Source organism: Pseudochryseolinea flava (assembly GCF_003286915.1).
Classification (GTDB): domain Bacteria; phylum Bacteroidota; class Bacteroidia; order Cytophagales; family Cyclobacteriaceae; genus Ohtaekwangia; species Ohtaekwangia flava.
The window spans coordinates 91475-117876 of the sequence record NZ_QMFY01000002.1; the positions used below are offsets into that span (position 1 = coordinate 91475).

A 26402-nucleotide genomic window follows, 5' to 3' on the forward strand; every position below is an offset into this window, starting at 1 on the left:
TGTGTCGTAAAGGCGTGTCGATCACATCAGAAAATCCGAAAGTAAACGAATAGAAATGCATGGAAAATAATCAGCATACCACCAAGAATGATTTTGTATTCACGCTCAAGAGCACTCGTTTAGATGAGAACTATCACCCCTCAAGTAAAACGCGTCTGACGACCAATTTTGCAAACCTGGCCAGAGGAGCTAATCGCCAACAAAACTTACGCAATGCCTTAACTATGATTAACAATCGATTCAATGCATTGGCGCATGTGGATAACCCTAAAGGTGATCGTTACCGTATCGAACTTGAAATCATGACGGTAACGATGAGTATTGACAATAACAATGGTATTGACAATCTGCCGTTGATTGAAGTTTTAAAAACGAATATTTTTGACCGTCAGACTGGCCAGCATATCGATGGTGTTGCCGGAAATAATTTTTCTTCTTACGTACGAGATTATGATTTCAGTATTTTATTGACCGAGTACAATAAAAACAAATCCAGTTTTTCTGTCCCTGAAAATTTTGGCGATTTGCACGGCAAACTTTATCAGTGCTTTGTGAGTTCAGCCACATATAAAGAGCACTTTAAGATGTCGCCGATCATTTGTCTAAGTGTATCGAGCAACAAAACGTATACGCGCACGGAGTATCAGCATCCGGTTCTGGGTTTTGAGTATCAGCAGGATCAGTATTCTCTTACGGATGAATATTTCTCAAAGATGGGTCTAAAGGTTCGTTTTTTCATGCCTCCGAACAGCGTGGCACCGATGGCTTTTTATCATTCCGGAGATTTGCTTACGGACTATACTGATCTTGGACTGATTAGCTCAATCGCCACGATGGAGACTTTCCAAAAGATTTATCGCCCTGAAATTTACAATGCAAATTCAGTGGCTGGGCAAATCTATCAGCCTAGTCTAAAACACGAAGACTATTCACTGACTCGCGTGGAGTATGACCGCGTGGAGCGCAGCCGACTTGCTGTTGAACAGGGTAAATATGCTGAAGAGCATTTCATCAAGCCTCACAAGAATGTCTTAGAGCAGTGGGCTGCCAATTTTGCGCTTTAATCAATACAACACTTTAGAATTATTTCATGACTAAGAAATTATTATTACCAACCTCCATTGTTGGAAGTTTACCCAAACCTGCCTGGCTCGCACCACCCGAGAAACTATGGTCGCCTTGGAAACTCGAAGGAGAACAGTTGCTTGAAGGAAAACAAGATGCTTTGCGCATTTCTCTACAAGAGCAACAATTGGCTGGGTTAGATATTGTTTGTGATGGTGAGCAAACACGCCAACATTTCGTAACCACTTTTATCGAGCACTTAAGTGGTGTAGATTTTGAAAATCGCAAAACGGTGAGAATTCGTAACCGTTATGATGCGAGTGTTCCCATGGTTGTCGGTGATGTTGCACGTCAAAAAGCAGTGTTTGTTGAAGACGCTAAATTTTTACGCAAGCAGACCAATAAGCCTATCAAGTGGGCACTACCGGGACCACTTACCATGGTCGATACCTTGTATGATGATCATTACAAAAGCCGGGAAAAATTAGCATGGGAATTTGCGAAAGCACTCAATGAAGAAGCCAGAGAATTGCAAGATGCAGGAGTAGATATTATCCAGTTTGATGAACCTGCATTCAATGTGTTCTTTGATGAAGTAAACCATTGGGGAATGGCCGCATTAGAAAGAGCCGTAGAAGGATTAAACTGCGAAACTGCGGTACATATTTGCTACGGCTACGGGATACAAGCAAATACCGATTGGAAAAAGACATTGGGTTCAGAATGGCGTCAGTACGAAGAAATTTTTCCTAAAATTCAAAAATCTAAAATTGATGTGGTGTCATTAGAATGCCACAACTCAAAAGTGCCTTTAGATTTAATGGAACTTGTTCGGGGTAAAAAAATAATGGTGGGTGCAATTGATGTGGCCACCAACACGATTGAAACACCGGAAGAAGTAGCGGATACGCTTCGTAAAGCGCTTGCGTTTGTAGATATTGAAAATCTTTACCCTTCCACCAACTGCGGGATGGCTCCGTTATCACGAAGCGTGGCAAGAGGTAAATTGAATGCATTAAGTGCAGGAGCTGAAATCATACGCAAAGAATTTGCGATTCGTTCCAATGTAGTAATTGATAATTTGGCTCAAGGAAAAAATATAGTAAGCGCACATTGAAGAAGTTATTAGAAGTATTAAAGAAAGCAGGTTTCGATGGGTTCCTGTTAATGATAGGCACCATGATCCTGCTCGCCTATTTCTTACCACAGCCTGGCATGATCAGGGAACCTGTTTCGCTGGAGGAGATTGCCAATGCAGGCGTGTCGTTTATTTTCTTTTTTTATGGCCTGCGACTTAGCATAGCGAAACTAAAAGCCGGACTTGCCAACTGGAAAATGCATATTGTCGTCCAGCTCACAACCTTTTTGTTTTTTCCACTCATCGTTTTGGCATCTCGCCCTTTGTTCATGGACACAAACTTCGAGTTGCTTTGGTTGGGTGTATTTTTTCTCGCCGCGCTACCATCAACCGTTTCTTCTTCGGTGGTCATGGTTTCCATCGCGAAGGGCAACATTCCTGCAGCCATTTTCAATGCGAGCATTTCCAGTTTGATCGGCGTAGTGGTTACGCCGCTATGGGTTGGGCTGTTCATCGCTTCTGCAACAGGTCATTTTGATGTTACGGATATCGTCATCAAGTTGGTTTTACAAGTATTATTACCTGTTATCATCGGCATAAGCCTCAACGCCCGCTTTGGCGCCATCGCAGAAAAATACAAGAAGCAACTGAAGTATTTCGATCAGGCAATTATCCTCACCATTATTTATACTTCGTTTTGCAAGTCCTTCTCCGAACATCTTTTTGAAGGGTTCTCTGCGCTGGAGCTTGCCGGACTCGCTGCAGGGATGATGGCTTTGTTTTTTGTTGTATTCTTTTGCGTTGGATTACTCAGTCGATGGTTTGGCTTTTCAGATGAAGATCGTATTACGGTTTTATTTTGTGGATCTAAAAAATCATTGGTACACGGAACCGTCATGTCAAAAGTGCTCTTTCAACATAGCACCATCACCGGTATTGTATTGTTGCCGCTCATGCTTTACCATGCCTTGCAATTGATTGCCGCCAGCATCATCGCTCAGGCGATGGCCAGACGAAAAGAAGTATAATTTTTACGACACGATATTGACAGTCTTGATCAGGAATAAAAGCCAGAAGAATATTAATGAAACTTTTAGAACAAGCACAACTGGGCGGTGTCAACCTGAAAAATAGAATGGCCATGGCAGCGATGACCAGAGGCCGTACAGATATGAATGGCGTAGTGGGTGACATGACAGTAGAATACTACACTCAAAGGGCTGGCGCAGGTTTGATGTTAACCGAATCCATCAGGATCAGTGAAGAAGCTACAGGTAGTCCGTTCACGCCAGGTATTTTCACGGCTGAACAAATAGAAGCATGGAAGAAAGTTACAAGAGCCGTACACGATAAAGGTGGTGTTATTATAGCGCAGCTCTGGCACACCGGTCGTGTGGGACATTCTGTAGACAGGAACGGCAAGCTCCCGCTTGCACCATCACCGCTGGCTATCCGCGGAATGCAGCATTTTACATCGCGAGGCAGAAAGGATTACGAGATACCGCAGGAGATGACAATCCCAGAAATCAGGCAGACTATTAAAGACTTTGGCCAGGCTGCAAAAAATGCCATCGCCGCAGGATTTGACGGCGTGCAACTTCACGCTGCCAATGGTTATCTGCCCAACCAATTCTTAGCTGAAAGCGCCAATCAAAGGACGGATGATTACGGTGGCAGCATTCCTAACAAAGCCCGCTTTGTGCTGGAGGTGATGCAGGAATTAATCAGTGTAGCTGGAAGTGAAAAGGTGGGTATTAAAATATCTCCTTTCCATACCTATGGCGATATCTTACTGGATGACCCTGCCGCGACTTATACCTACCTGATTGAAGAACTGAATAAATTAGACTTTGCTTATGTAGAACTCATGAGGCGCAGCACCTACTTCCCTGCTCCTGAACATTACGGTCGCAATAGCGATCGGGATGACAACGAGATTGAGTTGTTTGGCAGAAAGATTCGCCACACCGTTATTGCCAATGCAGGATATGACAAAGCTTCTGCCGAAGCGGAACTCGAGAAAGGCATTGCCAAGCTTATTTCTTTTGGAAAGCTATACATCGCAAACCCCGACCTGCCAGAACGGTTTAAAAAAAATGCTGCGCTTAGTGAGCCAGACAGGGCAACAATGTATGGAGGCGGTAAACAAGGCTACATTGATTATCCGGTTTGGCAGGGATGAAACTTCACACAAAATTAAAAGATCGTTGGGTACGAGTACGCAAAAAGCGATCGTAGCCAGCTTACCCCTAGCCCCTGAAGGGGGAATTGGTGTACTATAAGCTTTAAAGTCGCGATGGCGCCCTTCAGGGAATTAAAGGGTAGGACTCCCTTCAGGGAATTAAAGGGTGTGTAGTGGTCAGGAATTATGAGTGTACAAGCCTCTTAATTGGCCGTCAAAGCACCTATTGGAATTTGATAGCTCAGTGCTTACATTCAGTTAACGTTAACTGAAATTATTTATGGAAAAGAAAATGTTTTACAATGCAACACCGAATACATTTCAAAATGCGAAATGGCTTCGCAATAACTCAACAAGCATGAGCAAATACTTTGGGAGTGCCTACAGAAAAATAAATTCTTGGGGTCAGGATTTAAACCAAGTTTGAGGTAGTCCATACCAAGTTCTGTTAACAGGTCAAACTTTCTAACAAAGTCGTGTCCGTCAAAAAATTCCCGCGCCTCATTAGTAGAGAGATTTAATACATCAACGATTGTTTTTCCATTGTAGGTATACGTTAGCTCCTCCACGCCTTTGTTGGCGTTTGCGTGAGCATGCACCGGCTGTCACCAACAAATGTATACGGCATTGAATTGGCTATCAGCCATCGATACGACACAGCAAATCCCAGGAACAGTCGGCGTGCTGATAAAATCCAGCGCTTGGATATTTATAGTCTTCGGGACTCACGCCTTTTTTGGTGTTTGCGTGAGCATGCGCCGGGTATTTCTATTAAGGAACCAACTCTGGTCTCGCTCCCAACTGCTTGAGTAACCTCGCATGACCAACCAACGCGCCAAAGAAAGTTCTCGAGCTTTTGTATGGCAATCCAAACTCTTGTGCTGTCGACTTCACAATCGTTGCAATCTTACTATAATGAACATGGCAAATGTTGGGGAAAAGGTGATGCTCGATCTGGAAGTTGAGCCCACCAACATACCAAGAGAACCATTTACTTTTATTTCCAAAATTGGTAGTCGTCATTAACTGATGCACCGCCCAATTGTTTTCAAGCGTTCTTGTTTCATCGGGTAATGGAAACTCGGTGCCTTCAATAACATGAGCGGGCTGAAAAATAATAGCTAAGATGAAACCTGCTATATAGTGCATTAAGAGAATACCAATTGCTATTTGCCACCACAACAGTGGTGTGAACACTAAAGGCAATACAAAGATATAAGCGATGTAAAACAGTTTTGTCCCAAGCAGTATAGCCCATTCTTTGCCAGGACTCGCATTCTGCGCTTTTACCATACCGTTTCGCTGATATTTAAAAAGCCTGGAAAAGTCTTTGTAGAATAGCCATACAATAGTCATCAAACCATATAAAAACCATGCGTACACAAACTGGTATTTGTGCATCTTCTTCCAATCAGAATGTGGTGTCAGCCGTAATGCTCCGCGCGGACTGATATCTTCATCTTCTTCATGAACATTTGTATACGTGTGATGCAACACGTTATGTTGCACCTTCCAGTTAAACGCGTTAGCTCCAACTAAATTCAAAGAATATCCAATGAAATTATTAATCCGCCTACTTTTAGTATACGCTCCATGATTGGCATCATGCATAACGGACAACCCAATACCGGCCAAGCCAAGTGCCATTAGCACAACCGTAGAAACTAAACCGAAAACACTTGATACAGTACTAGTAAGGATAAGTGTATAGGGAAGAAAATACAGCGCGAACATCACAATGGTCTTAATCACCATTTGAATATTCCCATGCCGTGCAATCTTATTGTTATTGAAGTACTCAGTTACACGCTTGTTCAGGGTTGAAACAAAGTCTCTCTGGGTGGGGGCAAATTTAATTTTAGTCATTATCAATACAACCAAAAAACAAGTAAGTACGTTCAGCGGCAGTCAATGTTTTAAGACTCCGTCCAGATGACACCGTGCCGCAAAGGTCACTATTTGAGAAAAACAATTTTTTAACGGGGTAGAGCCCGCGATAAAAAAAAACAGACAGCCATTGCTAGCTGTCTACTCGAATATGTTTGTAGTAAACCCTAGTTCAGTACGGTAACATTAACGGCATTCATGCCCTTTTTGCCTTTCTCCTCGTCATACTCAACCTGATCATTAGCGCGGATCTGATCCACAAGACCTGAAGAGTGGACAAATATGTCGACACTTGAATTTACTGGAGTAATGAACCCAAATCCCTTGGTCTCATTAAAAAATTTAACTGTTCCTTGCATGCTATTATATTAAAAATTAGAAAAAACTAGTCTGTGGTAAGTAAGATCACCTTGTGCAGTAAAGATCAAAACACCGTGGGCGTTAAAGAAGATTATTTAATTACGGAAGGTCGGTTCAATCTTGATTCTGGTATTGTTTTGCAACCGATACAACAAAACGCAGATTCGCTTTAGTTAATTTTCCCAGAGCTTTCTCTCTTATATGCTTGGCAAGCCCCACTTCCGCGCTACCCAAATCCACCTTTCAATCTCCGTTAATATTTGTGTGAAGATTGGCTTTCCCGAGCCGTTATCTGTTTACGGGTTTTAAGTTGAAGCATTGTACAAGTTTGATTTAATAACTATTAAAAACATTCTTGTAAAATTTCTAGACAAGCGAGGTCAAAATGCATCGCTCGAAATCGTTTATGAATATGCGATTAGTCTTGCAGCCCTTGAAAAGTTCTTCGATGTGCTCTGTACGAAGGAACCGCGATGTTATCAGCTTAATAACATCATCATTTTCTTTAAACCACTCCGCTCTGATACCTTTTAAAAACGAGATCACTATTTCTGCTTTATGATCACCCATCATTTGTTTCAAATGATTCGAAATAATAATTAACTCACGCTGAACTTCAGGATAAAACTGAAGTTCAAATTTCTGATTCTCTGTAACTTCGTACATAACAACTATTTAGCGTAAGTATATAACGAGTAAACTTCATACCGGACCGATCTGTGAAGACATCAAACTTTTCAAAGAGCAACGGTTTCAAGATGTAGTTCAGTGCAAAAAGAAGTATTCGACCTTTGCGGCTGATGGTCTGTAGGAATATTAAATTCATTCTCTAACCTCCGTTGGCGTTACAAGCTCTCGCTCGAAATACACTTTTTGCTTTGCCGTGTCGTTGCCTACGATCGAGCAATAGTAAACACGTCGATAATATTTGGTGATCTTTAACTCAACCGCCGGAGCCTCCTTCGCAGTAATACAAGTACCCACCGCGTAGACATTGTCTTCGTTTGTTTGATAGCTCATTGTTGTGCACACGTTTTTCGAGACTATGTGCTTTACGTAAAATGTGATTTAAATATTGCGCAGCAAGTGCACATCTTGATCATTTCGAAGGCCGACCCACTTGAAGGGCTTGGAATTGAGGAAGTGTTTAAAGATACAACAATCTTCGCCCGAATCAGTTCATTCCTCCATATTTAGTTTTGCTGTCACCCATCAGCAACAAGGATGCATGCTTTGCTCTGTTGATGAGAAACAAAATGATCCGGAACTTCACACTTTCGTTTCGAAACAACTTCATCGCACCATTTTGATATCTCTTACATATAAATGCGCTACCTTTTGGACAGGAATAAAGCATGACCATACTATTAATCGACCACGATCGGAACCAGCACGAACGCTTTCGCGAGCTCATCAGGCGCATAGACGCCTCACATCAATGTTTGAAGGCATTCAGCACAGAAACCGCACTGTTCTACTTAGAGGATGCAGACAACTTGTTACCTGATTTAATTTTCCTCGACCTCGAGTTCAGGGCTGGGGGAAGCAAACAATTATTGCGTGAATTGAAAAATTTCTCAACATTGAAGAAGATTCCAGTATGTATTTACGCAGAAATTCGTCACGATCACGACCGCGAAGAAATGCAAACACTTGGTGCGATTGGCTTTGTAGAAAAAGAAGTAAACTTTACGAACATGCTTACATCAGTTCGGTCGGTCATTGAAAGCATCAATGAATCGACAAATTAATTCGAGCGTATCATTTACCTCGCCTATCCTGGTGTGTGCGCCGGCTGTTTGAGTAGATGGCGGCATCAACAATTTTGTGCATCTGATAGACTACTTCAAGTAAATCAGTATTAGCAACATCATATTTAACGCAAATTTCATTCACGGAAAACGAGTGCTCCTTATTTGAAGTTAAATCCAAGATACATTGACTCGCAGACTTTCTTCAACCCTGTTGGTTTGTCTAGTTTAGAATAATTAACGATGCAAGTGCTTGCGCAAGTAAATTGCAGTTTCAGATGTTTCGTCTTGAAGAAGACCTTCGACTGTACCTTCATACATCAATTGTCCGCCATACTTTCCTGCCCCCGGACCGATGTCAATAATCCAATCAGCCTGACTAATAATATCCAGATTATGCTCAATGACAATAAGCGTATTCTTTTTTTCCACAAGGTGCTGCAGCACGTTCATCAACTTATCGGTATCTGATGGGTGTAAACCTGTGCTTGGTTCATCAAGTACCAGGATCTCGTGCGTTGTTGAAAGTTCTCGCGTCAACTTCAAACGCTGACGTTCACCACCAGAGAACGTGTTAAGCCTTTGGCCAAGTTTGAGGTAGTCCATACCAAGCTCTGTTAACAGATCGAACTTTCTAACAAAGTCGTGTCCGTCAAAAAATTCCCGCGCCTCATTCGTAGAGAGATTTAATACATCGACGATTGTTTTTCCATTGTAGGTATACGTCAGCACCTCTGGATTAAAACCACTGCCCATACACACCTCGCATGGCTGTTCAATGTCTTCCATAAATGCAAGATCTATCTTCTCAGTACCCTGGCCGTTACAATTTGAACATGCTCCTTCACTATTATTGCTGAACAAACGATTCGATACTTTATTTGCGCGGGCAAACATATTCCGAATTTGGTCTGAGATATCCAGGTAGGTTAATAGATTAGAACGAATGCTCCCTCCCACAGCGGATTGATCAATAATTCTGACTTCGGGATATTGCTTCGGAAAGACTTTGCTGATCAATGTGCTTTTACCGGAACCTGCAACGCCGGTGACCACTGTAAGCACGTTCTTAGGAATAGCTATTGAAATATTTTGCAGATTATGAAGCTTGGCATTTTTTATTCTTACGAATTCCTGCGCGCGCCGAGGATTTGTGTTGATCATTCTTTTGCGAGAAAAGTATTCTCCTGTTTTTCCACTTGAGCTACGCAGCCCGTCGAATTCACCTTCATAAATTATTTGACCTCCACCGCTTCCGGAAAGTGGCCCCATGTCAACAATGTGATCCGCCATACGAATCAGGTCGGGATCGTGCTCAACTATTAAAACCGTATTGCCTTTGTTGGCAATATCCCGAATGATTCGTGAAATGTTATCAAGATCCTTCGGGTGTAATCCAACACTAGGCTCGTCAAAAATGTACAACAGGTTTTCCAAACTATTTCCCAAATGCCGCACCATTTTAATGCGTTGAGACTCCCCGCCAGACAACGTGTTTGTCGTCCTATCTAATGTCAGATACTGGAGTCCGTTTGTCACCATGTTTTGCAATTTCTTTTCAAGCTCGTGCAGAACAGTTTCAAGCGAAGATGATTTCAGCGACTTAACAAAAGAAAGCAATTCATCAATTGGTAAGGCTGAACAATCCGCGATGCTCTTACCGTTAATCTTATTACTAAGAATCTTTTTATTTAATCTGCTACCTTTACACTCTGGACAAACGTTGGTAATCAGAATTTTTTCCAACTCCTTTTTACGTTTCACATGTTCTGTCGAGTCTTTTCGAAGAATATCATTTTGTATGCGTGGTATAATCCCCTGATACATCATCGTCTTTCCCCATTCGCGCGACGGCTTTGCAGGCTTATGCTCTTCTGAATGAAGTAGTAGCTCCCACTCCTTCTTTGTGTAATCCTTTAACTTTTTATCATTGTTGAAATAGCCTGAGTTTGTATAGCGCAACCAGCGAAAACCTCCCGGCTGAAATGTTGGAAATAAAATCGCTCCATCATTAAGTGATTTAGTTTTATCGATCAATGCTTCCACGTTAATATCACTAACATATCCAAGTCCCTGACATCTCGGGCACATACCTTGAGGATGATTGAATGAGAACACAAATGAATATCCCACAAACGGTTTTCCCATCCGGGAGAAAAGCAATCGTAACGACGCATAGATGTCCGTTGCTGTACCTACCGTGGATCGCGCATTCCCGCCTAATCTTTTTTGATTGACGATTACGGGAACATTTAAGTGTTCGATCTTATCGACATCCGGTACGCCTAATTGTGCAAGTCGATTTCTCACAAAACTGCTTTGCGTTTCATTGATTTGTCGTTGCGCTTCCGCACCAATCGTCTCAAATACAAGGGAGGACTTCCCCGATCCAGAAACGCCGGTAAAGACCGTGATCTTATTCTTCGGTATCTCCAGCGAAATATTCTTAAGGTTATTTTGTCGTGCCCTTACAACTTTAATTGAATTCATGCAGCTCATCTACAGTAATACTGTACCAAGGTGATCCATCCAAAAAGACAGTAACATCGTCTTTGCAATTCGTGTGATTGATCCCCTATTTGGGTAATGAAGGCAACATCGCGAAGGGCTGCATGTTTGATTAAATATTCGAACACAACGCATTTTTTTCCAGCGCAGCTTGGGTCATAAGATCAGACTTATGCTAACGTTCTATGTCGCGAAATTTCTTTTCAAGATACGAACGAGTAACGGGCAAAAAACCGTTTTGACCGAGCGCCTCATATTTTGTTACAAATCCCAGAAGAGTCGAAAGCACCTTCTCGACAACATGTTTGTTGTTATTGAGAATATTTTTTTGATACCTGTCAAGAACATCGCAAGCATTGTCATAGTACTCCTCAAGCAGCTTATCGATGACCACGAATTCGCCTAAAGACAGGAAGAAATCTTGAAGTCGTGTCCATTCTTCGAGCTGTACCCATTCATCTACGCGATAGACAAGTTTTTGATATCCTTTACCGGAATTGAATTGGAGCAATGGCAAAAAATTGAACTCGTTAAGAATGTTGTTTTTATAGATCAAAAAAAATTGCGTGATACTCGAATTCCGAAAAGAATCATAATCACTTATGAAGTAATTTGACAGACCGTGTTTTCTCGCGTGGTGTTCTAATGTATCGAACATTGAAAGCTGAGAAGAAAGATATCCATGAATTTCCGTTAACGCTGCCATGAGCATAGAATTCAGTTTTAACTGACCTTCGTCGTCGTGGGTAGCCTGTTCATTTAAGGTGGCGAGACTCTTGATTACGCGTTGGTATTGATTAAAATGAATTTCAATGGCACGGTCTACCGGGAAGACAAGGCTGCTGTAGGCTTTATAGTCGTCACTTGAAATGTAGCGCTTGACTTCATGTTGAATAAGATTTAACCGTGAATTTGAAAGGTGGTCAAGCTTATCATTGAACGAAAACATAGATCAAAATACATTTCACGACAAGTTAATAAACCGGCTGCATAATCCTATTTACAGTACACAATAGGGGTATCTGTCAATTGAGTTGTCTTCTATAAAAATGCATTTATCCGTATCCCCATGTACCTAGTTCCTAACTCGCTTGTCTCAGCTCTGGCGTTCACGATGTTTTCCACAATTTACCTAAGAGCGCAGTCAATCATCCAAACTGACAGAAGAAACATTGTTGACCACACCATGGCAATTGAACCTGCAATGACAAAAGATTCAAGTCTGGACTCAACTCGAAACAAGTTTCCAGTAGCCCGGGCGTTGAATTACAAGTTCACGTCAGCGCACCATTCGCGAACCCGTTATTTCGACAGTGACGTCCCGATGTTCCAAACAGAACCGTCTTTTAGAGACATCTCGATAAAGTCAGCCGCGCTCCGACGTACGTTTATAGCGCCAGTATTGTTTATGGCCGCAGGGCTATCAACATTAGGCGACGATAATGATGATAACTATGAGATTCGAGAAGAAAGAAACAGACATCTACCCAACTTCCGCTATCGTGCGGATGACTACTTACAGCATTCGCCTATTATCGTAGTTTACGGACTAAATTGGCTTGGTGTAAAAGGTAAAAATGACTTCGCTAATCGTACAGCACTTTTGATCAAGTCTGAGATGCTTGTCGGAATGTTAACATTTTCTTTAAAGCGAATAACCGAAGTACCCAGACCAGATACGAAAGAATTAACATCCTTCCCTTCCGGACACACAGCTCAGGCATTTGCCGCGGCAACATTTATGGCCAAGGAATATGGACATAAAAGCATATGGTATAGCATTGGCGCGTATACAGTGGCCACCGGCGTCGGTGCGATGCGCGTCATGAATAACAGACATTGGGTTTCTGATGTTCTTATGGGAGCTGGTATTGGAATCCTGTCTACAAACCTTGTTTACCTCACGCACCAGTACCGCTGGGGGAATAAGATGAAAGGTAGTAAAACGAGTGTCATGCCATCTTACGACGGCCAAACCGGAATGGTTAACATTATACATCGCATTCGTTAGCCTGTACGTCGCATTGGTCGGCAAATGTCGACTTCAGGAGCAATGAATTTTGTAGTCGATAGTGATTCGATATTACGGCTACGCAGCGCCGGCTGCTGAACTACCGAAGAAGCGTGCAAAAAATCTCAGCACAAACAGGACTGGCTCACGAATACCATGTAGATGCTTTAACTTAAACTACTTTAAATCTGAATATTTGAATCATTATTCAAGAAATTATGTAATCCCCACCGAGAATTGTATAACGTAGCCGACAGCAAAAACGCTACCTTTACGCATCCTATGACTACTCTTTTTATAAAAAACATGGTATGCAACCGCTGCATAATGGTTGTGAAGCAGGAACTGGAACGCCAGGGTTTGCATCCTGAGAAAGTTACGTTGGGAGAGGTTACCATTAGGGAAGAAAGTCTAACACCGGCGCAGGAAGACACGCTTAATAATGCACTGGTAAACCTTGGGTTTGAACGCATCGATGACAGAAAGGCCAGGTTGATTGATGCTATCAAAAGCAAGATCATTCAAATGATTCATCACACTGACAAAGTTGATCTGAAAGTAAATTGGTCAAGCCTACTTTCGGAGGAGATGCATTATGAATACAACTACTTAAGCAATTTGTTTTCAAGTTTCGAAGGTGTAACGCTCGAGCAATACATCATCAAACAGAAAATTGAAAAAGTAAAAGAGTTACTTTTTTATGATGAATTAAGTCTCAGTGAGATCGCAAATAAACTTGGATACAGCAGCGTTGCACACCTCTCCAATCAATTTAAAAAGATAACAGGATTCACGCCTTCGGACATGAAAAAGTCGAGGAACATTGACCAGAATCGAAAACCCCTCGATTCAATCTCTTAAAATTTGGAAGTCTTGCAGGGAATTTTGTAACGCACGTCTTCCTAGTTGCGCGCACGTTGATACATAATTTCAAAACAATGGCATCCGCAAGGAACTTATCGGACGCTCGCCATCTTGTTTCAAAGATGTGCGAGCTTCCACGCAAAGGCTGGCTAATCAAGCACGGTAGAAACTTCTGATTAAGAATAACGAACTAAGAAATATTTCGAAGTCGAGGAATCATATAAATCAAAGGCGCTAAAGTATAAAACCAAAAGTCTACTCACCCTGTATAATTGTTGTATAGAAAAGCATAAAGGAAGAGACAATGTCTGCAGCAAATCAAATACAAAATAAAAAGATCAACGGGCAGTATAAGCGCGAAACATTTCCTGTTTTGGAAATGAGTTGTGCAGCTTGTGCTGTAAGTGTTGAGTCCATGTTAAAATCAACAGTGGGCGTGAAAGACGCAGGCGTCAACTTTGCAAATCAAACTGCATGGGTTGAATACGATTCAAAACTCGCCAAACCAGCGGATCTACAGAACTCGGTAAGATCGATCGGCTATGATCTAGTCGTTGATGTAGAAGATCCACAGGCCGTGCAAGAAGAAGCCCAACGTAAACATTACGAAGCGGTGAAGCATCGCACAATCTGGTCGAGCATTCTTTCTATGCCAGTGGTGATTATCGGCATGTTCTTCATGGACATGCCATACGGTTCCTACATTTCAATGGTACTCACAGCGCCCGTCGTTTTCTATTTTGGTCGCAACTTCTTTGTCAATGCATGGAAGCAGGCTCGACACGGCAAAGCCAACATGGATACACTCGTAGCGCTGTCAACTGGAATTGCGTTTGTATTCAGTGTTTTTAATACTTTCTTTCCGGACTTCTGGCATTCAAGGGGAATGCATGCTCATGTCTACTTTGAAGCTGCTGCTGTTGTGATTGCTTTTATTTCACTGGGAAAACTTCTCGAAGAAAAAGCTAAGTCAAATACTTCTTCTGCCATGAAAAAACTGATGGGCCTGCAGCCTAAGACCGTTCGCGCAATTATAGACGGCACTGAACATGAGATTCCAATCGCATCCGTAAAGGTAGGATACACGATTCAAGTGCGGCCAGGTGAGAAAATCCCGGTGGATGGTGTCGTTATCAACGGGTCTTCATTCGTGGACGAAAGTATGATCTCAGGCGAACCAGTGGCGGTTGAAAAGAAAAATGGTGAAAAGGTTTTTGCGGGAACGATCAACCAAAAAGGAAGCTTTCTATTTAACGCAGAGAAAGTCGGAGGCGACACCATTCTTGCGCAGATCATCAAAATGGTGCAGCAGGCTCAAGGCAGCAAAGCACCGGTACAAAAACTGGTCGACAAAATCGCTGGCGTTTTTGTGCCCGTTGTTATCGTCATTGCAATTCTAACTTTTATAACCTGGATGATCGTTGGTGGAGATAACGCATTCACTTACGCTTTGCTCAATTCAGTTACGGTGCTTGTGATTGCATGTCCCTGCGCGCTTGGCCTCGCTACACCAACCGCGATTATGGTTGGCGTTGGCAAGGGAGCTGAAAATAATATTCTTATTAAGGACGCTGAAAGTTTAGAGTTAGCGCACAAAGTAAATGTCGTTATCCTTGACAAAACCGGCACAATCACTGAAGGGAAACCTGTCGTCACTGATTTAGTTTGGACCAATGGTGAAGCAAGTGTAAGAGAAAAACAAATCTTATATACGCTTGAGTCACAGTCCGAGCATCCACTAGCAGAAGCGGTTTTGAACAATCTCAAGTCGGAGTCTATTTCGGCAATCATGCTCGACTCATTTGAGAGTGTTACTGCGCGAGGTGTTAAAGGGACTATTGATGATAAAAACTATTTTGTTGGAAACCGAAAACTGATCGCTGAGAACAAAGTGAACATCTCCATTGAAATCAGCACACTGACTACCAAACTGCAATCTGAAGCGAAAACGGTGGTATATTTTTCAGACAATCATAGCGTCCTTGCGGTCGTCGCTATCGCGGACAAAATTAAGGCGACGTCAAAAGCAGCAATTGAATCACTGCACAACAAAGGCATCGAGGTATACATGCTCACTGGAGACAATGAGCAAACGGCAAAAGCTGTAGCGAACGAGGTCGGGTTAAAACACTTCAAAGCCGAAGTATTGCCGTCTGACAAAGCTCAGTTTGTGAAAGCGCTTCAAGCAGAAGGAAAAGTCGTTGCCATGGTTGGCGATGGAATCAATGACTCCCACGCATTGGCCGAAGCTGACGTGAGCATTGCAATGGGAAAAGGATCAGATATCGCGATGGATGTCGCGAAGATGACATTGATAACATCAGATCTTCAGTCTATTCCAAAGGCGTTAAATCTTTCAACGAAGACTGTTATCGGAATAAAACAGAATCTTTTCTGGGCATTTATCTATAATGTTATCGGAATTCCGTTGGCCGCAGGAGTATTGTATCCCGTGAACGGTTTCTTACTTGATCCGATGATTGCCGGTGCCGCGATGGCGTTGAGCTCGGTAAGCGTGGTAGGCAACAGTTTAAGACTACGCGCAGCGAAGATATAAACATGCTTGAAGTCGTATAAATCAAACGGATAAAGAGTCAGCGATTCCCGATGTATGAAGGGATCAAAATCAAGACGCGTGCGTAATTATATAAATCGTTCCAGCTATAATGTAAAGCTTTCAGCACGTCGATTGCGTTAATTTACATATAACAATGAACATCATGGAAACGATACAACTCACCATTCCGAATATGAAAAGCTCTCATTGCCAAATGACTGTAACTAATTCAGTTAAGGCCATTGGCGGCACCGTGAAGTCAGTGTCACCAACAAATGCGGAGATTGAATTGAACAATGGACTTACCAAGGATGCGGTGGTACAGGCGATTCAAAAAGCCGGGTATAACGTTGTGAATTGAATACTTAACTTTGAATAAAAATGGAAACAACTAAATTCAAAACAAACATAAAGTGCTCGGGATGCGTTGCGACAGTAACTCCTTTCCTGAACGAAGCTTTAGGCGAAGACAAATGGGAAGTTGATTACAACAACCCATCAAAAGTTCTAACGGTAGTCGGAGAAAAGGATAATGCAAAGGTAATCCAGGCGGTTGAGAAGGCGGGGTATAAGGCAGAGGTGCTTTAGTAAAACGCCTTTACAACTTAGGGTCGTGGGCACTTAGCTTACGGCGAATATTGACCCGGGGGAAAAACTTTGTCACTAGCGATCAAGAGTGTAATTCAAAGTTTAAAGTTGCAGGCTACAAGCCTTCGGGCTACGGGCTGTGGCTGTGACTTTCGTCATACAGGCTATCGTAGAAACTAGATTTCCTCCGGACACTACCAATAGCTTACGGCTTTTTTTTGTAGTTGGCCGCATTTCCTGGCCTTTTCACGGAATTCTATAACGCGATAATCGTAAAGTATAAATCCAAAATCCGATAATTACGTTACATTTGGGTATCAATGAAGGCATTGCGCTCCATATCAGCTGTTTTACTAGCCATCCTGGTGCTGGTTTCATCAACCAGTTTCGTTGTCGGTATGCATATCTGCATGGGCGAAGTTCAGAACGTTGCTTTGTTTGGTAAAGCGGATGGCTGCCTAAAAGAAAAGGCCCTTCCGAAGTGCCATAAGCACATGAAACCAGCATGCTGCGAAGACGAAGTTGTGTATCACGAAGGAACGGACTTCAAAGCATCAATCGACCATATCCATATCGCGGCACCTGTACCGATGGACCTTGCGTTGCCTGTGATTCTTATAGCTGAAGTTATACCGGCATCTCCTGTTGCCCGCACATATTTTTACAATTACGATCCGCCTTTGCGATCTTGTGACCTTACGGTCGAGCATCAACTGTTTCTAATCTGATTTCCGCTTCGCTCTGAAGAGTATTAAGCTCTTCATGTAATCGCTATTTTCTAACGCGATCACAGTAATTCTCTTTTACAATCTTCATTTTAAGTCATGATTGAAAGCTTAATATCTTTCTCTCTTCGAAATAGATTCCTCGTGCTTATGGTAGCCACGGGTTTATTCGCCTGGGGAGTCTATTCTGTGAAAGTAAATAAAATCGACGCGATACCAGATCTCTCAGAGAATCAAGTCATCGTGTTCACAGAATGGATGGGGCGAAGTCCGCAGATAATAGAAGACCAAGTAACCTACCCTCTCGTAACCAATCTTCAGGGACTTCCGCAAGTTAAGTATGTACGTGGCGCCTCCATGTTCGGGATGAGCTTCGTGTATGTCATCTTCAACGATGATGCTGAAGTATACTGGGCTCGCGAACGCGTACTTGAGCGTCTTAACTATGCTGCACGTCTACTCCCGGAAGGTGTCACGCCTACTTTAGGTCCGGACGGAACTGGTGTCGGCCATATCTTATGGTACACGCTTGACGCACCCGGAATGAATCTTGGTGAACAACGCGCCATACAGGACTGGTATGTTAAGTTCGCGCTTCAGAATGTACAAGGTGTGAGCGAGCTTGCATCGTTCGGCGGTTTTCAAAAACAATATCAAATCACTGTTGATCCAAACAAACTCGCCTACTATAATTTGTCAGCTCAGGAAGTCATTCAATCTATCAGGGCAAACAATAACGAAGCTGGTGGTCGCAAGTTTGAACAAAGTGACATCGGATACATTATCAAGACGACAGGCTATCTCAAATCAATAAGTGAAATTGAAAACATTCCTGTCAAGACCGTGAACACAGTTCCTGTAAAGGTCAAGGACATCGCTGCCGTACAGATGACTGGCGAAACACGTCTTGGAATATTCGACAAAGATGGTGAAGGCGAAGTAGTCGGCGGAATTGTTGTAATGCGCTATGGCGAGAATGCTGATGAGGTAATTAAAGCCGTGAAGAAAAAAATGGAGGAAGTCGCGAAAGGTTTTCCTCAGGGAATGAAATTCAATATCGTTTACGACCGAAGTCACCTCATTGAAGAATCTGTATCATCCATCAAAACCACACTGATCGAAGAAATGATCGTGGTGTCATTGGTGGTGATCATCTTCTTATTTCACTGGAGAAGTGCCGCTAGTATTATCATCCAGATACCCATCACGATTGCAACTAGTTTTATTCTGCTCAACGCTTTCGGTATCACTTCAAACATTATGTCCCTTACGGGGATTGCGCTCGCCATCGGGGTGATTGTTGATAATGGTATTATCATGGCGGAGAATTCCTACAAGAACCTGTCCCATCGCTACTCAGAACTTAACCCCGAGGACAAGTAAACATTTGGTTATGAAACTTTTCTCAAGAAAACCATACAACAAAATAGACGACACAGAAAGACTGGCGATCATCGAGAAATCCTCGAAGCAAGTCTCGCGTGGTGTGTTCTATTCGACAATCATCATCATCACTTCATTCTTGCCGGTATTTTTGCTCACAGGCCAGGAAGGAAAACTATTTCATCCCCTGGCGTACACAAAAACATTCATTATGCTGGTGGATGCCATACTGGTGGTGACACTAGCACCTGTCATCATTTCCTTTTTTATGAAAGGAAGATTCAAAGATGAAAAGCACAACCTAATCAACCGATTTCTTGAACGAATCTATGAGCCAATCGTTCGTACTTGCATGAAATGGCGCAAGACAACCATCGGCGTCAACATCCTTGCTCTTGTTATTAGTATTCCTTTGATGATTAGTTTGGGAAGCGAATTCATGCCACCGCTCGATGAACAATCTATTTTATTCATGCCCGTAACACTTCCGGATGTTTCGAACGAAGAAGCGAAAAGAATTTTGCAGGTACAAGATAAAATCATCAAGTCAGTTCCTGAAGTGGACAAAGTTTTAGGAAAAGCCGGACGTGCCAGCACCGCGACCGACAACTCTCCCATCAGTATGATTGAAACAATCATCATGCTCAAGCCAAAAGCAGCATGGAGAGAAGGCATCACCAAGAATGATATAATCAATGAACTCGATGCTAAAATGCAAATCCCCGGTGTTGTGAATGGATGGACCCAACCGATTATTAATAGAATCAATATGCTCGCGACTGGCATCAGAACTGATGTCGGCATCAAAGTCTACGGACAAAACCTAGACAGCATCGCGTTGGTATCAGAGAAAGTGAAGGCTGCCCTTGCAGGCGTTCCGGGTGTGAAGGATTTGTATGTAGATCCAATCACAGGTGGGAAATATTTGACAATCGATATCAACAGAGATGCGCTTGGCCGATATGGACTAAGTGTAAACGATGTGAACATAGTCGTTGAATCAGCCATTGGAGGAAGTCCCATTGGTCAAACGATTGAAGGACGTCAACGCTTTACGATCAGTGTGAGGCTTTCACAGGATTACAGAAATAGCATCGAGCAACTTAAACGTATTCCAATCAAGACACCGGCACTTGGAACGGTTCCGCTCTCGTCGGTTGCAGAGATAAAGTTTGAGAATGGTCCTCCAATGATCGTTTCCGAAAATGCTTTGCTTCGCGGTGCTGTACTTTTTAACGTGAGAGACCGTGATCTTGGAAGCACCGTTGAGGAAGCGATCGAAACATTAAATAAAAACCTTGGCGTTCTTCCTAACGGATACTATCTCGAATGGAGTGGCCAATACGAAAACCTGATTCGCGGCAAGCAAAAACTGATGATGATTCTCCCGGTTGTTCTGCTGATCATCTTTGTATCACTGTACCTAGCATTCCGTTCTATCCGCGAAGCATTCTTTAGTTTGATCACGGTACCCTTTGCTTTGATCGGTGGAGCGTACATGGTGTACTTCTACGGCGTGAATTTATCGGTTGCTGTAGCAGTAGGTTTCATTGCCCTATTTGGTATCGCCGTAGAGACAGGTGTCGTGATGGTCATTTATCTCAATGACGCGATGCAGCAGCTCATCAAGCTACGAGGCAATTCAAGCGAAACAATTACGCGCGAAGAACTCAGAGAATTTGTGATCGCCGGTGCCGCAAAACGTCTTCGTCCAAAACTGATGACGGTATGCGTAGCCTTGTTCGGTCTCATTCCGGTGTTGTGGGCCACCGGCGTTGGCAGTGATGTAATGAAACCAATTGTCCTTCCGATGATCGGTGGTGTATTAACATCTTCAACACACATTCTACTCGTGACACCCCTCATCTTCCTGATGACCAAAGAATATGAATTAAGAAAATTCGGAAAACTCGAAGTATATGAAGTCAAGCATTAGGCTGAAAGCTGAAAGCTCAAAGCAGAAAGGTTTGGGCGGCTCCCTCGTTCCTCGGGCCGGGCTGTCCGTTGCAAGTCCTCGCGCCAGCGCGCAAACGCCCACGCAGCTGCGGGCTTTTCACTTCTATCCCTGCCGCAGTGTTGTGATGATGATATGTCTGTTGCTATCCATTGAAGCACAATCACAGGTCATCACGCTCGACAGTGTCCTTACGATCATCGACAAGCAGAATCCTATGTTACAGGAATACGACAACAAAGTAAAGGCATTGAACACCTATGCGGAAGGTGCAAAAAGTTGGATGGCTCCGATGGTAGGCGCTGGAACTTTCATGACACCGTATCCCAATCAGATGCTGATGGACGAAAGGGATAAGGGTGCATGGATGTTCTCGGTGGAACAAGATATTCCCAATCCATCAAAGCTTAACGCGAACAAAAATTACCTCGCGTCCAAAGCATCAGTGGAGATTCAAAACCGATCCACACAATTCAATCAATTACGAAGTGAAGCAAAAGCAATGTATTACCAATGGTTAGTTGCCGAACAGAAGCTGATCATTTTAAGAGAGAACGAGCAGATCATGGAACTCATGCTTAAGCTGGCCCGGATTCGATATCCTTATAATCAGGGAAGTCTTGGAAACATCTATAAGGCCGAAGGAAGACTCAGCGAAGTTCAAAACATGATCCTGATGACTGATGGCGACATCGAAGAAAGTTCGTTCCGACTGAAGAGCCTAATGAACGTTCCGGTTCAAACAAAAATCATGATTGACACGACAACACAAATTAAATTCGAGCCGAATCAGATTATATATGACACAGCCGCACTCACTGCACAACGCAGTGACATCAAACAGATCGACAAAACTATTGAAGTGATGAGGCTCAATCAGCAATTGCAACGCTACCAGGCGCGACCTGACTTCAAGATACGATTCGATCACATGCAGCCAATCGGAAAAATGCCGACACAATTTACAGCCATGGCAATGGTCTCGATTCCGATCGCGCCCTGGTCATCCAAGATGTACAAAACGGAAGTGAAAGGAATGCAATATGATATCGAGGCGATGAAAAAAGGCCGGCAAGCCATTCTCATCGAAACAAGAGGAATGCTGGCAGGAATGGCGTCTCAGCTAGCAAGAATGAAACAACAGCTTGAGAACTACGACACAAAAATAATCCCTGCATTAAAAAAGAACTATCAAACACTCATGCTGGCATACGAAGAAAATCGCGAGCAACTACCAATCGTGATTGATTCGTGGGAAGCGTTGAATATGGCACAGATGGAATACATCGAAAAGAATCAGGATTACTTAAATATGATCGTCAGCTATGAAAAGGAATTGGAGAGATAAGAGAAAAGTTGCAAGCCACAAGCTACAAGCTGCAATCCTTGCTGTCAAATCACAAATTTCAATTTTAAAATTTAAAGTCATCGTGGCGTTGCTCGTTGTGCTGATTGCATGCACGAAAGACAACAACGCACATGAACACGACACGTACACCTGCCCTATGCACCCCACAGTCATTTCTGACAGACCGGCGTCATGTCCAGTCTGTGGAATGGATCTCGTAAGAAAAGCACGCGCCGGTGAAGAGGTTGAAATTACGGAAGACCTATCGAAGTTGCTGAAGTCACCGAATGAAACAGTGGTGGCATCCATAAAAACTATTAAAGGCGAATACAAATCGATGCACATTTCGTCCGAGGCGCAAGGAATCGTGACGTATGACACCAGAAGCATTTACACCATCCCAACACGCATCGCGGGCAGACTTGAAAAAGTATTTCTTAAATATCCTTTTCAACAAATAAGAAAAGGCCAAAAGGTGGCGGAAATCTATAGCCCGGAATTACTGACCGCACAACGAGAGCTGTTGTTTCTCTTGGAAAACGATTCAGAGAATCAATCGCTCATCCAAAGCGCGAAAGAGCGGTTGAGACTTCTCGGTGCAACTGACACGCAGATCAACGAACTCATTAAAGGTAAAGAACCAAAAAATACGTTTACAATCTATAGCCCATACGATGGGTATGTGATCGCTGACACACAACAAAATCCGGTCGCCCCGATGACAGCCCAAGTAGGTTCCGCATCTTCCGGTGGCATGAGTGACGGCATGGCGGGAAGTTCAAGCACATCGCCCCCTTCTGCTTCGGGGACAAATTCGGCAATCAGTTCTGGCGATCAACTAATTCGCGAGGGTAGTTATGCTAACGCTGGACAAACCTTATTTAAGATCGTGAATCCATCTGCGCTCCGAGTGGAATTAAACATCGCTTCATCGCTCGCAGGAGCTGTTACAAAAGGTAGCAGGGTGTCGCTCGACTTCGGTAATGAACATGCAGAAGAAGGTACAGTCGACTTCGTCCAACCTTTCTTCAATGATGGTCAGGAATTTCTCACGGTGAGGGTGTATACAAAAAATACTGACCGTCTGCACATCGGCCACTTGGTAAAATCTGTGATTGAAAACAAGGCAGTGGAAGCGTTATGGGTACCCAAGGAAGCAGTACTTCATTTGGGCGTTGATGATATCGTGTTCGTGAAAGAGAAGAATGTTTTCAAACCAAAGAAAGTGGTTACGGGAATCCGAACCGATAATCACGTTGAAATCAAGCAAGGCCTCTCATCCGCTGATGACATTGCCAGCAACGGTCAATATCTGGTGGATAGTGAGAGCTTCATCAAAATTAACAAGTAGAAGATGTTAACTTCCATAACAATCGCGAGCAATGTCACCCCTTCGGGGTTCTGTTTCCATTATCGCTTTTGGCAAAAATCATGTCATCCCTTCGGGATTGAGTACAGCATAGCGCTGAAACCTAACCAACCCCGAAGGGGTGAAATGATTCTAACAAGTAAGCATAACTTAAACCAACCCCGAAGGGGTGATATGATTCTAACAAGTAACCATAACCTAACCAACCCCCAAGGGGTGATATGATTCTAACATGTAAACATAACCTAACCAACCCCGAAGGGGTGATATGATTCTAACAAGTAAACATAACCTAACCAACCCCGAAGGGGTGATATGATTCTAACAAGTAAACATAACCTAACCAACCCCGAAGGGGTGATATGATTCTAACAAGTAACCCTAACTTAACCAACCCCGAAGGTGTGATATGATTCTAACAAGTAAACATAACCTAACCAACCTCGAAGGTGTGATATGATTCTAACAAGTAACCATAACCTAACCAACCCCGAAGGTGTGATATGATTCTAACAAGTAAACATAACCTAACCAACCCGAAGGGGTGATATGATTCTAACAAGTAAGCATGTAACTTAAACCAACCCCGAAGGGGTGACATGATTCTAACAAGTAAACATAACCTAACCAACCCCGAAGGGGTGATATGATTCTAACAAGTAACCCTAACTTAACCAACCCCGAAGGGGTGAAATGATTCTAACAAGTAACCCTAACTTAACCAACCCCGAAGGGGTGAAATGATTCTAACAAGTAACCCTAACTTAACCAACCCCGAAGGGGTGACATGATTCTAACAAGTAAACATAACCTAACCAACCCCGAAGGGGTGAAATGATTCTAACAAGTAAGCATAACTTAAACCAACCCCGAAGGGGTGACATGATTCTAACAAGTAACCATAACCTAACCAACCCCGAAGGGGTGAAATGATTCTAACAAGTAAACATAACCTAACCAACCCCGAAGGGGTGATATGATTCTAACAAGTAACCCTAACCTAACCAACCCCGAAGGGGTGAAATGATTCTAACAAACCAACTTACGATACTATGGCAGGCACATACTCACAACTCTACATCCAGGTCGTTTTCGCAGTGAAGTACCGCGAGAATGTACTCATGAAACCCTGGCGAAACGAAGTTTTTAAATACATGACAGGTATCATCGAAAACAAAGGACATAAATCCATCATCGTAAATGGCGTGGAAGATCACGTCCATTTATTCATCGGACTGAAACCATCGATGTCAATTTCAGATTTGATTCGGGATGTAAAGAACAACACGTCTAACTTCATCAACGAAAAAAAATTCGTGAAAGGAAAATTCTCCTGGCAAGAGGGCTATGGAGCGTTTTCCTATTCTCACTCCCATATTGACAATGTCTACCAATACATCCTCAATCAAGAGGAGCACCATCGAACCAAAACATTCAAGGAGGAGTATGTAGACTTCCTTACAAAATTTAACATCGAGCATGACGAAAAATATTTATTCGAATGGATATAACGCAACGACTACCATGAAAAAGACTTTATCCAATCTGGTGATCTTGTTCGCGATAGCAGTCGCGCTACTCGGTGCGTGCACGAAGTCAACACAAGATGATCATGAGCAACACCAGAATCAATCAAGTGAAGCACAGTACACCTGTCCGATGCACCCGAACGTGATTCAAGGTAGTCCCGGAAAATGTCCGGCGTGTGGAATGGATCTTGTGCTCAAACCAAGTAACACAGCGCGGTCTACGAGTGATCTTATGTTGACTGACAGCCAGATGAAATTAGCGAACGTCACTACACAAAAGGTTTCGTTACAATCCATCGGAAAAACAGTGGTGGTCAATGGAAGACTTGTAGAAAATGAAGAACTCACGGAAGTTGTGAGCAGCAGGGCCGCTGGAAGAATTGAAAAACTCTTCGTCAAAGAAACAGGACGTACAATTAAGAAAGGAGAGCCACTCTATGAATTATACAGTGAAACACTGCTTACCCTTCAACGTGAATATCTTTTGGCAAAAGAGCAATTCGATGCGCTCGGGTCAACTGAAACCCGATACAAATCATTTCTTGAGGCCGCAAAGAGAAAGCTTTTGCTATACGGTTTGACCAACGCACAAGTTGATGAGTTGTCAAAAAATAAAAACGCGCAGAATCGAATTACGTTCCGCTCTCCTGCTACAGGCATTGTAAGTGAAATCTCAATCTCTGAAGGACAATATGTATCAGAAGGGGGACCGCTGATACGAATCGAAAATACATCAACGCTTTGGCTCGAAGCAGAACTATATCCAAGCGAGGCCTCCCTTGTAAAGGTTGGTGATCAGATCAATGTAAGAATAAGTGGTTTTGAAAATCAAGCCGTCGAGGCAACGGTATCATTTCTCAGTCCTGAGTTTCGTAACAACACACAGATCATGTCGCTGAGGGCTTCGATCGCTAACACCACTCTCGCATTCACGCCCGGGATGCAGGCTCAGGTCTTCTTCAGTCACTCAACCAAGAAAGCTCTTTCCCTTCCTGTTGACGCAGTAATTCGAGACGGAAAGGGGGCACACGTGTATATTCAACGTGGACACAACACATTCAGACCGCAAATGGTGAAGACTGGACTAGAGGACTTTGAGAAGGTAGAAATAACGGAAGGACTGATGGAGGGAGACACAGTAGCGGTGACAGGCGCTTATCTCCTGTACAGTGAAATTATCTTAAAGAAAGGAATAGACCCGATGGCAGGTCATTCTCATTAACATATGAAATAACATGGGCTC

The 26402-nt window shown here is 43.1% G+C and carries 23 protein-coding genes and 1 pseudogene; 17 read left to right on the forward strand and 7 right to left on the reverse strand.

From position 1 onward, the window contains the following. The first annotated feature begins 59 nt into the window (after positions 1 to 59). Genes DQQ10_RS05695 through DQQ10_RS05710 form a run of 4 tightly spaced genes read left to right on the forward strand, consistent with a single transcriptional unit; the run spans position 60 to position 4325 of the window. Positions 60 to 1064, forward strand: a complete 1005-nt coding sequence (locus DQQ10_RS05695) for a DUF1852 domain-containing protein (RefSeq protein ID WP_112745872.1) — start codon at positions 60 to 62, stop codon at positions 1062 to 1064. A 26-nt stretch (positions 1065 to 1090) separates the two neighbouring features. After that, complete coding sequence (locus DQQ10_RS05700; protein ID WP_112745873.1) at positions 1091 to 2182, forward strand: methionine synthase; 1092 nt, start codon at positions 1091 to 1093, stop codon at positions 2180 to 2182. Beyond that, the gene (locus DQQ10_RS05705) at positions 2179 to 3171 is read left to right on the forward strand and encodes a bile acid:sodium symporter family protein (RefSeq protein ID WP_112745874.1); all 993 of its coding nucleotides are present in this window, start codon (positions 2179 to 2181) and stop codon (positions 3169 to 3171) included. Before DQQ10_RS05700 ends, DQQ10_RS05705 begins: the two co-directional genes overlap by 4 nt. Positions 3172 to 3227: 56 nt before the next feature. Next, complete coding sequence (locus DQQ10_RS05710; RefSeq protein WP_112745875.1) at positions 3228 to 4325, forward strand: alkene reductase; 1098 nt, start codon at positions 3228 to 3230, stop codon at positions 4323 to 4325. Positions 4326 to 5096: 771 nt separating this feature from the next. On the opposite strand, the gene DQQ10_RS05715 is transcribed toward DQQ10_RS05710, so the two are convergent. The 5 genes and pseudogenes from DQQ10_RS05715 to DQQ10_RS05735 form a co-directional block, all read right to left on the reverse strand. Continuing rightward, positions 5097 to 6191, reverse strand: coding sequence for a fatty acid desaturase family protein (locus DQQ10_RS05715; protein ID WP_112745876.1), 1095 nt, complete (start codon positions 6189 to 6191; stop codon positions 5097 to 5099). A gap of 188 nt (positions 6192 to 6379) precedes the next feature. After that, positions 6380 to 6571, reverse strand: coding sequence for a cold-shock protein (locus DQQ10_RS05720; protein ID WP_112745877.1), 192 nt, complete (start codon positions 6569 to 6571; stop codon positions 6380 to 6382). Between the two features lie 121 nt (positions 6572 to 6692). Next, a pseudogene (locus DQQ10_RS28210) lies at positions 6693 to 6891 on the reverse strand (RNA polymerase subunit sigma); the annotation flags it as partial. Positions 6892 to 6938: 47 nt separating this feature from the next. Next, positions 6939 to 7238, reverse strand: coding sequence for a hypothetical protein (locus DQQ10_RS05730; RefSeq protein WP_112745878.1), 300 nt, complete (start codon positions 7236 to 7238; stop codon positions 6939 to 6941). Positions 7239 to 7394: 156 nt separating this feature from the next. Next, complete coding sequence (locus DQQ10_RS05735; protein WP_112745879.1) at positions 7395 to 7592, reverse strand: hypothetical protein; 198 nt, start codon at positions 7590 to 7592, stop codon at positions 7395 to 7397. Positions 7593 to 7927: 335 nt separating this feature from the next. On the opposite strand from DQQ10_RS05735, the gene DQQ10_RS05740 reads away from it, so the two are divergent. Beyond that, positions 7928 to 8323 (forward strand): response regulator, encoded by a 396-nt coding sequence (locus tag DQQ10_RS05740; protein ID WP_112745880.1) that lies wholly within the window; start codon positions 7928 to 7930, stop codon positions 8321 to 8323. A 237-nt stretch (positions 8324 to 8560) separates the two neighbouring features. On the opposite strand, the gene DQQ10_RS05745 is transcribed toward DQQ10_RS05740, so the two are convergent. Continuing rightward, on the reverse strand, positions 8561 to 10813 hold the full coding sequence (locus DQQ10_RS05745; RefSeq protein ID WP_112746225.1) for an ATP-binding cassette domain-containing protein: 2253 nt from the start codon (positions 10811 to 10813) through the stop codon (positions 8561 to 8563). 193 nt (positions 10814 to 11006) lie between these two features. Then, positions 11007 to 11780 carry a hypothetical protein gene (locus DQQ10_RS05750; RefSeq protein ID WP_112745881.1) on the reverse strand — a complete coding sequence of 258 codons (774 nt, stop codon included), beginning with the start codon at positions 11778 to 11780 and terminating at the stop codon, positions 11007 to 11009. 120 nt (positions 11781 to 11900) lie between these two features. Between DQQ10_RS05750 and DQQ10_RS05755 the strand changes: the two genes are divergently transcribed. From DQQ10_RS05755 to DQQ10_RS05810, 12 genes are all read left to right on the forward strand, one after another. Beyond that, positions 11901 to 12842: a phosphatase PAP2 family protein gene (locus tag DQQ10_RS05755; RefSeq protein WP_112745882.1), complete on the forward strand. Its 942-nt coding sequence runs from the start codon at positions 11901 to 11903 to the stop codon at positions 12840 to 12842. Positions 12843 to 13169: 327 nt separating this feature from the next. Then, positions 13170 to 13703, forward strand: a complete 534-nt coding sequence (locus tag DQQ10_RS05760; RefSeq protein WP_245970301.1) for a helix-turn-helix domain-containing protein — start codon at positions 13170 to 13172, stop codon at positions 13701 to 13703. 307 nt (positions 13704 to 14010) lie between these two features. Beyond that, entirely contained in the window at positions 14011 to 16263 is a 2253-nt protein-coding gene (locus DQQ10_RS05765) for a heavy metal translocating P-type ATPase (protein WP_112745884.1), read from the forward strand. A gap of 163 nt (positions 16264 to 16426) precedes the next feature. Next, a complete protein-coding gene (locus DQQ10_RS05770; RefSeq protein WP_133259543.1) occupies positions 16427 to 16624 on the forward strand; it encodes a heavy-metal-associated domain-containing protein in 198 nt (65 codons plus the stop codon). A gap of 20 nt (positions 16625 to 16644) precedes the next feature. Then, on the forward strand, positions 16645 to 16851 hold the full coding sequence (locus DQQ10_RS05775; RefSeq protein WP_112745886.1) for a heavy-metal-associated domain-containing protein: 207 nt from the start codon (positions 16645 to 16647) through the stop codon (positions 16849 to 16851). Positions 16852 to 17171: 320 nt separating this feature from the next. After that, positions 17172 to 17579 (forward strand): HYC_CC_PP family protein, encoded by a 408-nt coding sequence (locus DQQ10_RS05780; RefSeq protein WP_133259544.1) that lies wholly within the window; start codon positions 17172 to 17174, stop codon positions 17577 to 17579. A 96-nt stretch (positions 17580 to 17675) separates the two neighbouring features. Then, positions 17676 to 18959 carry an efflux RND transporter permease subunit gene (locus DQQ10_RS28290; RefSeq protein WP_112745888.1) on the forward strand — a complete coding sequence of 428 codons (1284 nt, stop codon included), beginning with the start codon at positions 17676 to 17678 and terminating at the stop codon, positions 18957 to 18959. 10 nt (positions 18960 to 18969) lie between these two features. Further along, positions 18970 to 20895, forward strand: coding sequence for an efflux RND transporter permease subunit (locus DQQ10_RS28295; RefSeq protein WP_112745889.1), 1926 nt, complete (start codon positions 18970 to 18972; stop codon positions 20893 to 20895). Then, entirely contained in the window at positions 20879 to 22261 is a 1383-nt protein-coding gene (locus DQQ10_RS05795) for a TolC family protein (RefSeq protein ID WP_221409676.1), read from the forward strand. The genes DQQ10_RS28295 and DQQ10_RS05795 overlap by 17 nt, the downstream gene beginning before the upstream one ends. Then, the gene (locus tag DQQ10_RS05800; protein ID WP_112745890.1) at positions 22239 to 23612 is read left to right on the forward strand and encodes an efflux RND transporter periplasmic adaptor subunit; all 1374 of its coding nucleotides are present in this window, start codon (positions 22239 to 22241) and stop codon (positions 23610 to 23612) included. The genes DQQ10_RS05795 and DQQ10_RS05800 overlap by 23 nt, the downstream gene beginning before the upstream one ends. Before the next feature lie 1070 nt (positions 23613 to 24682). Then, positions 24683 to 25141 carry an IS200/IS605 family transposase gene (gene tnpA, locus DQQ10_RS05805; RefSeq protein WP_112745891.1) on the forward strand — a complete coding sequence of 153 codons (459 nt, stop codon included), beginning with the start codon at positions 24683 to 24685 and terminating at the stop codon, positions 25139 to 25141. Beyond that, on the forward strand, positions 25110 to 26381 hold the full coding sequence (locus DQQ10_RS05810) for an efflux RND transporter periplasmic adaptor subunit (RefSeq protein WP_112745892.1): 1272 nt from the start codon (positions 25110 to 25112) through the stop codon (positions 26379 to 26381). The genes tnpA and DQQ10_RS05810 overlap by 32 nt, the downstream gene beginning before the upstream one ends. Positions 26382 to 26402: the final 21 nt, after the last annotated feature.

What these genes read in the sequence shown, in the direction of transcription:
- DQQ10_RS05710 (WP_112745875.1), top strand. Translation starts at nt 3,228, where the DNA reads ATGAAACTTTTAGAACAAGCACAACTGGGCGGTGTCAACCTGAAAAAT.
- DQQ10_RS05735 (WP_112745879.1), bottom strand. Translation starts at nt 7,592, where the DNA reads ATGAGCTATCAAACAAACGAAGACAATGTCTACGCGGTGGGTACTTGT.
- DQQ10_RS05755 (WP_112745882.1), top strand. Translation starts at nt 11,901, where the DNA reads ATGTACCTAGTTCCTAACTCGCTTGTCTCAGCTCTGGCGTTCACGATG.
- DQQ10_RS28290 (WP_112745888.1), top strand. Translation starts at nt 17,676, where the DNA reads ATGATTGAAAGCTTAATATCTTTCTCTCTTCGAAATAGATTCCTCGTG.
- DQQ10_RS05765 (WP_112745884.1), top strand. Translation starts at nt 14,011, where the DNA reads ATGTCTGCAGCAAATCAAATACAAAATAAAAAGATCAACGGGCAGTAT.
- DQQ10_RS05780 (WP_133259544.1), top strand. Translation starts at nt 17,172, where the DNA reads ATGAAGGCATTGCGCTCCATATCAGCTGTTTTACTAGCCATCCTGGTG.
- DQQ10_RS05760 (WP_245970301.1), top strand. Translation starts at nt 13,170, where the DNA reads ATGGTTGTGAAGCAGGAACTGGAACGCCAGGGTTTGCATCCTGAGAAA.
- DQQ10_RS05745 (WP_112746225.1), bottom strand. Translation starts at nt 10,813, where the DNA reads ATGAATTCAATTAAAGTTGTAAGGGCACGACAAAATAACCTTAAGAAT.
- DQQ10_RS05800 (WP_112745890.1), top strand. Translation starts at nt 22,239, where the DNA reads ATGAAAAGGAATTGGAGAGATAAGAGAAAAGTTGCAAGCCACAAGCTA.
- tnpA (WP_112745891.1), top strand. Translation starts at nt 24,683, where the DNA reads ATGGCAGGCACATACTCACAACTCTACATCCAGGTCGTTTTCGCAGTG.
- DQQ10_RS05730 (WP_112745878.1), bottom strand. Translation starts at nt 7,238, where the DNA reads ATGTACGAAGTTACAGAGAATCAGAAATTTGAACTTCAGTTTTATCCT.
- DQQ10_RS05750 (WP_112745881.1), bottom strand. Translation starts at nt 11,780, where the DNA reads ATGTTTTCGTTCAATGATAAGCTTGACCACCTTTCAAATTCACGGTTA.
- DQQ10_RS05795 (WP_221409676.1), top strand. Translation starts at nt 20,879, where the DNA reads ATGAAGTCAAGCATTAGGCTGAAAGCTGAAAGCTCAAAGCAGAAAGGT.
- DQQ10_RS05715 (WP_112745876.1), bottom strand. Translation starts at nt 6,191, where the DNA reads ATGACTAAAATTAAATTTGCCCCCACCCAGAGAGACTTTGTTTCAACC.
- DQQ10_RS05775 (WP_112745886.1), top strand. Translation starts at nt 16,645, where the DNA reads ATGGAAACAACTAAATTCAAAACAAACATAAAGTGCTCGGGATGCGTT.
- DQQ10_RS05810 (WP_112745892.1), top strand. Translation starts at nt 25,110, where the DNA reads ATGACGAAAAATATTTATTCGAATGGATATAACGCAACGACTACCATG.
- DQQ10_RS05720 (WP_112745877.1), bottom strand. Translation starts at nt 6,571, where the DNA reads ATGCAAGGAACAGTTAAATTTTTTAATGAGACCAAGGGATTTGGGTTC.
- DQQ10_RS05700 (WP_112745873.1), top strand. Translation starts at nt 1,091, where the DNA reads ATGACTAAGAAATTATTATTACCAACCTCCATTGTTGGAAGTTTACCC.
- DQQ10_RS05770 (WP_133259543.1), top strand. Translation starts at nt 16,427, where the DNA reads ATGGAAACGATACAACTCACCATTCCGAATATGAAAAGCTCTCATTGC.
- DQQ10_RS05695 (WP_112745872.1), top strand. Translation starts at nt 60, where the DNA reads ATGGAAAATAATCAGCATACCACCAAGAATGATTTTGTATTCACGCTC.
- DQQ10_RS28295 (WP_112745889.1), top strand. Translation starts at nt 18,970, where the DNA reads ATGAAACTTTTCTCAAGAAAACCATACAACAAAATAGACGACACAGAA.
- DQQ10_RS05740 (WP_112745880.1), top strand. Translation starts at nt 7,928, where the DNA reads ATGACCATACTATTAATCGACCACGATCGGAACCAGCACGAACGCTTT.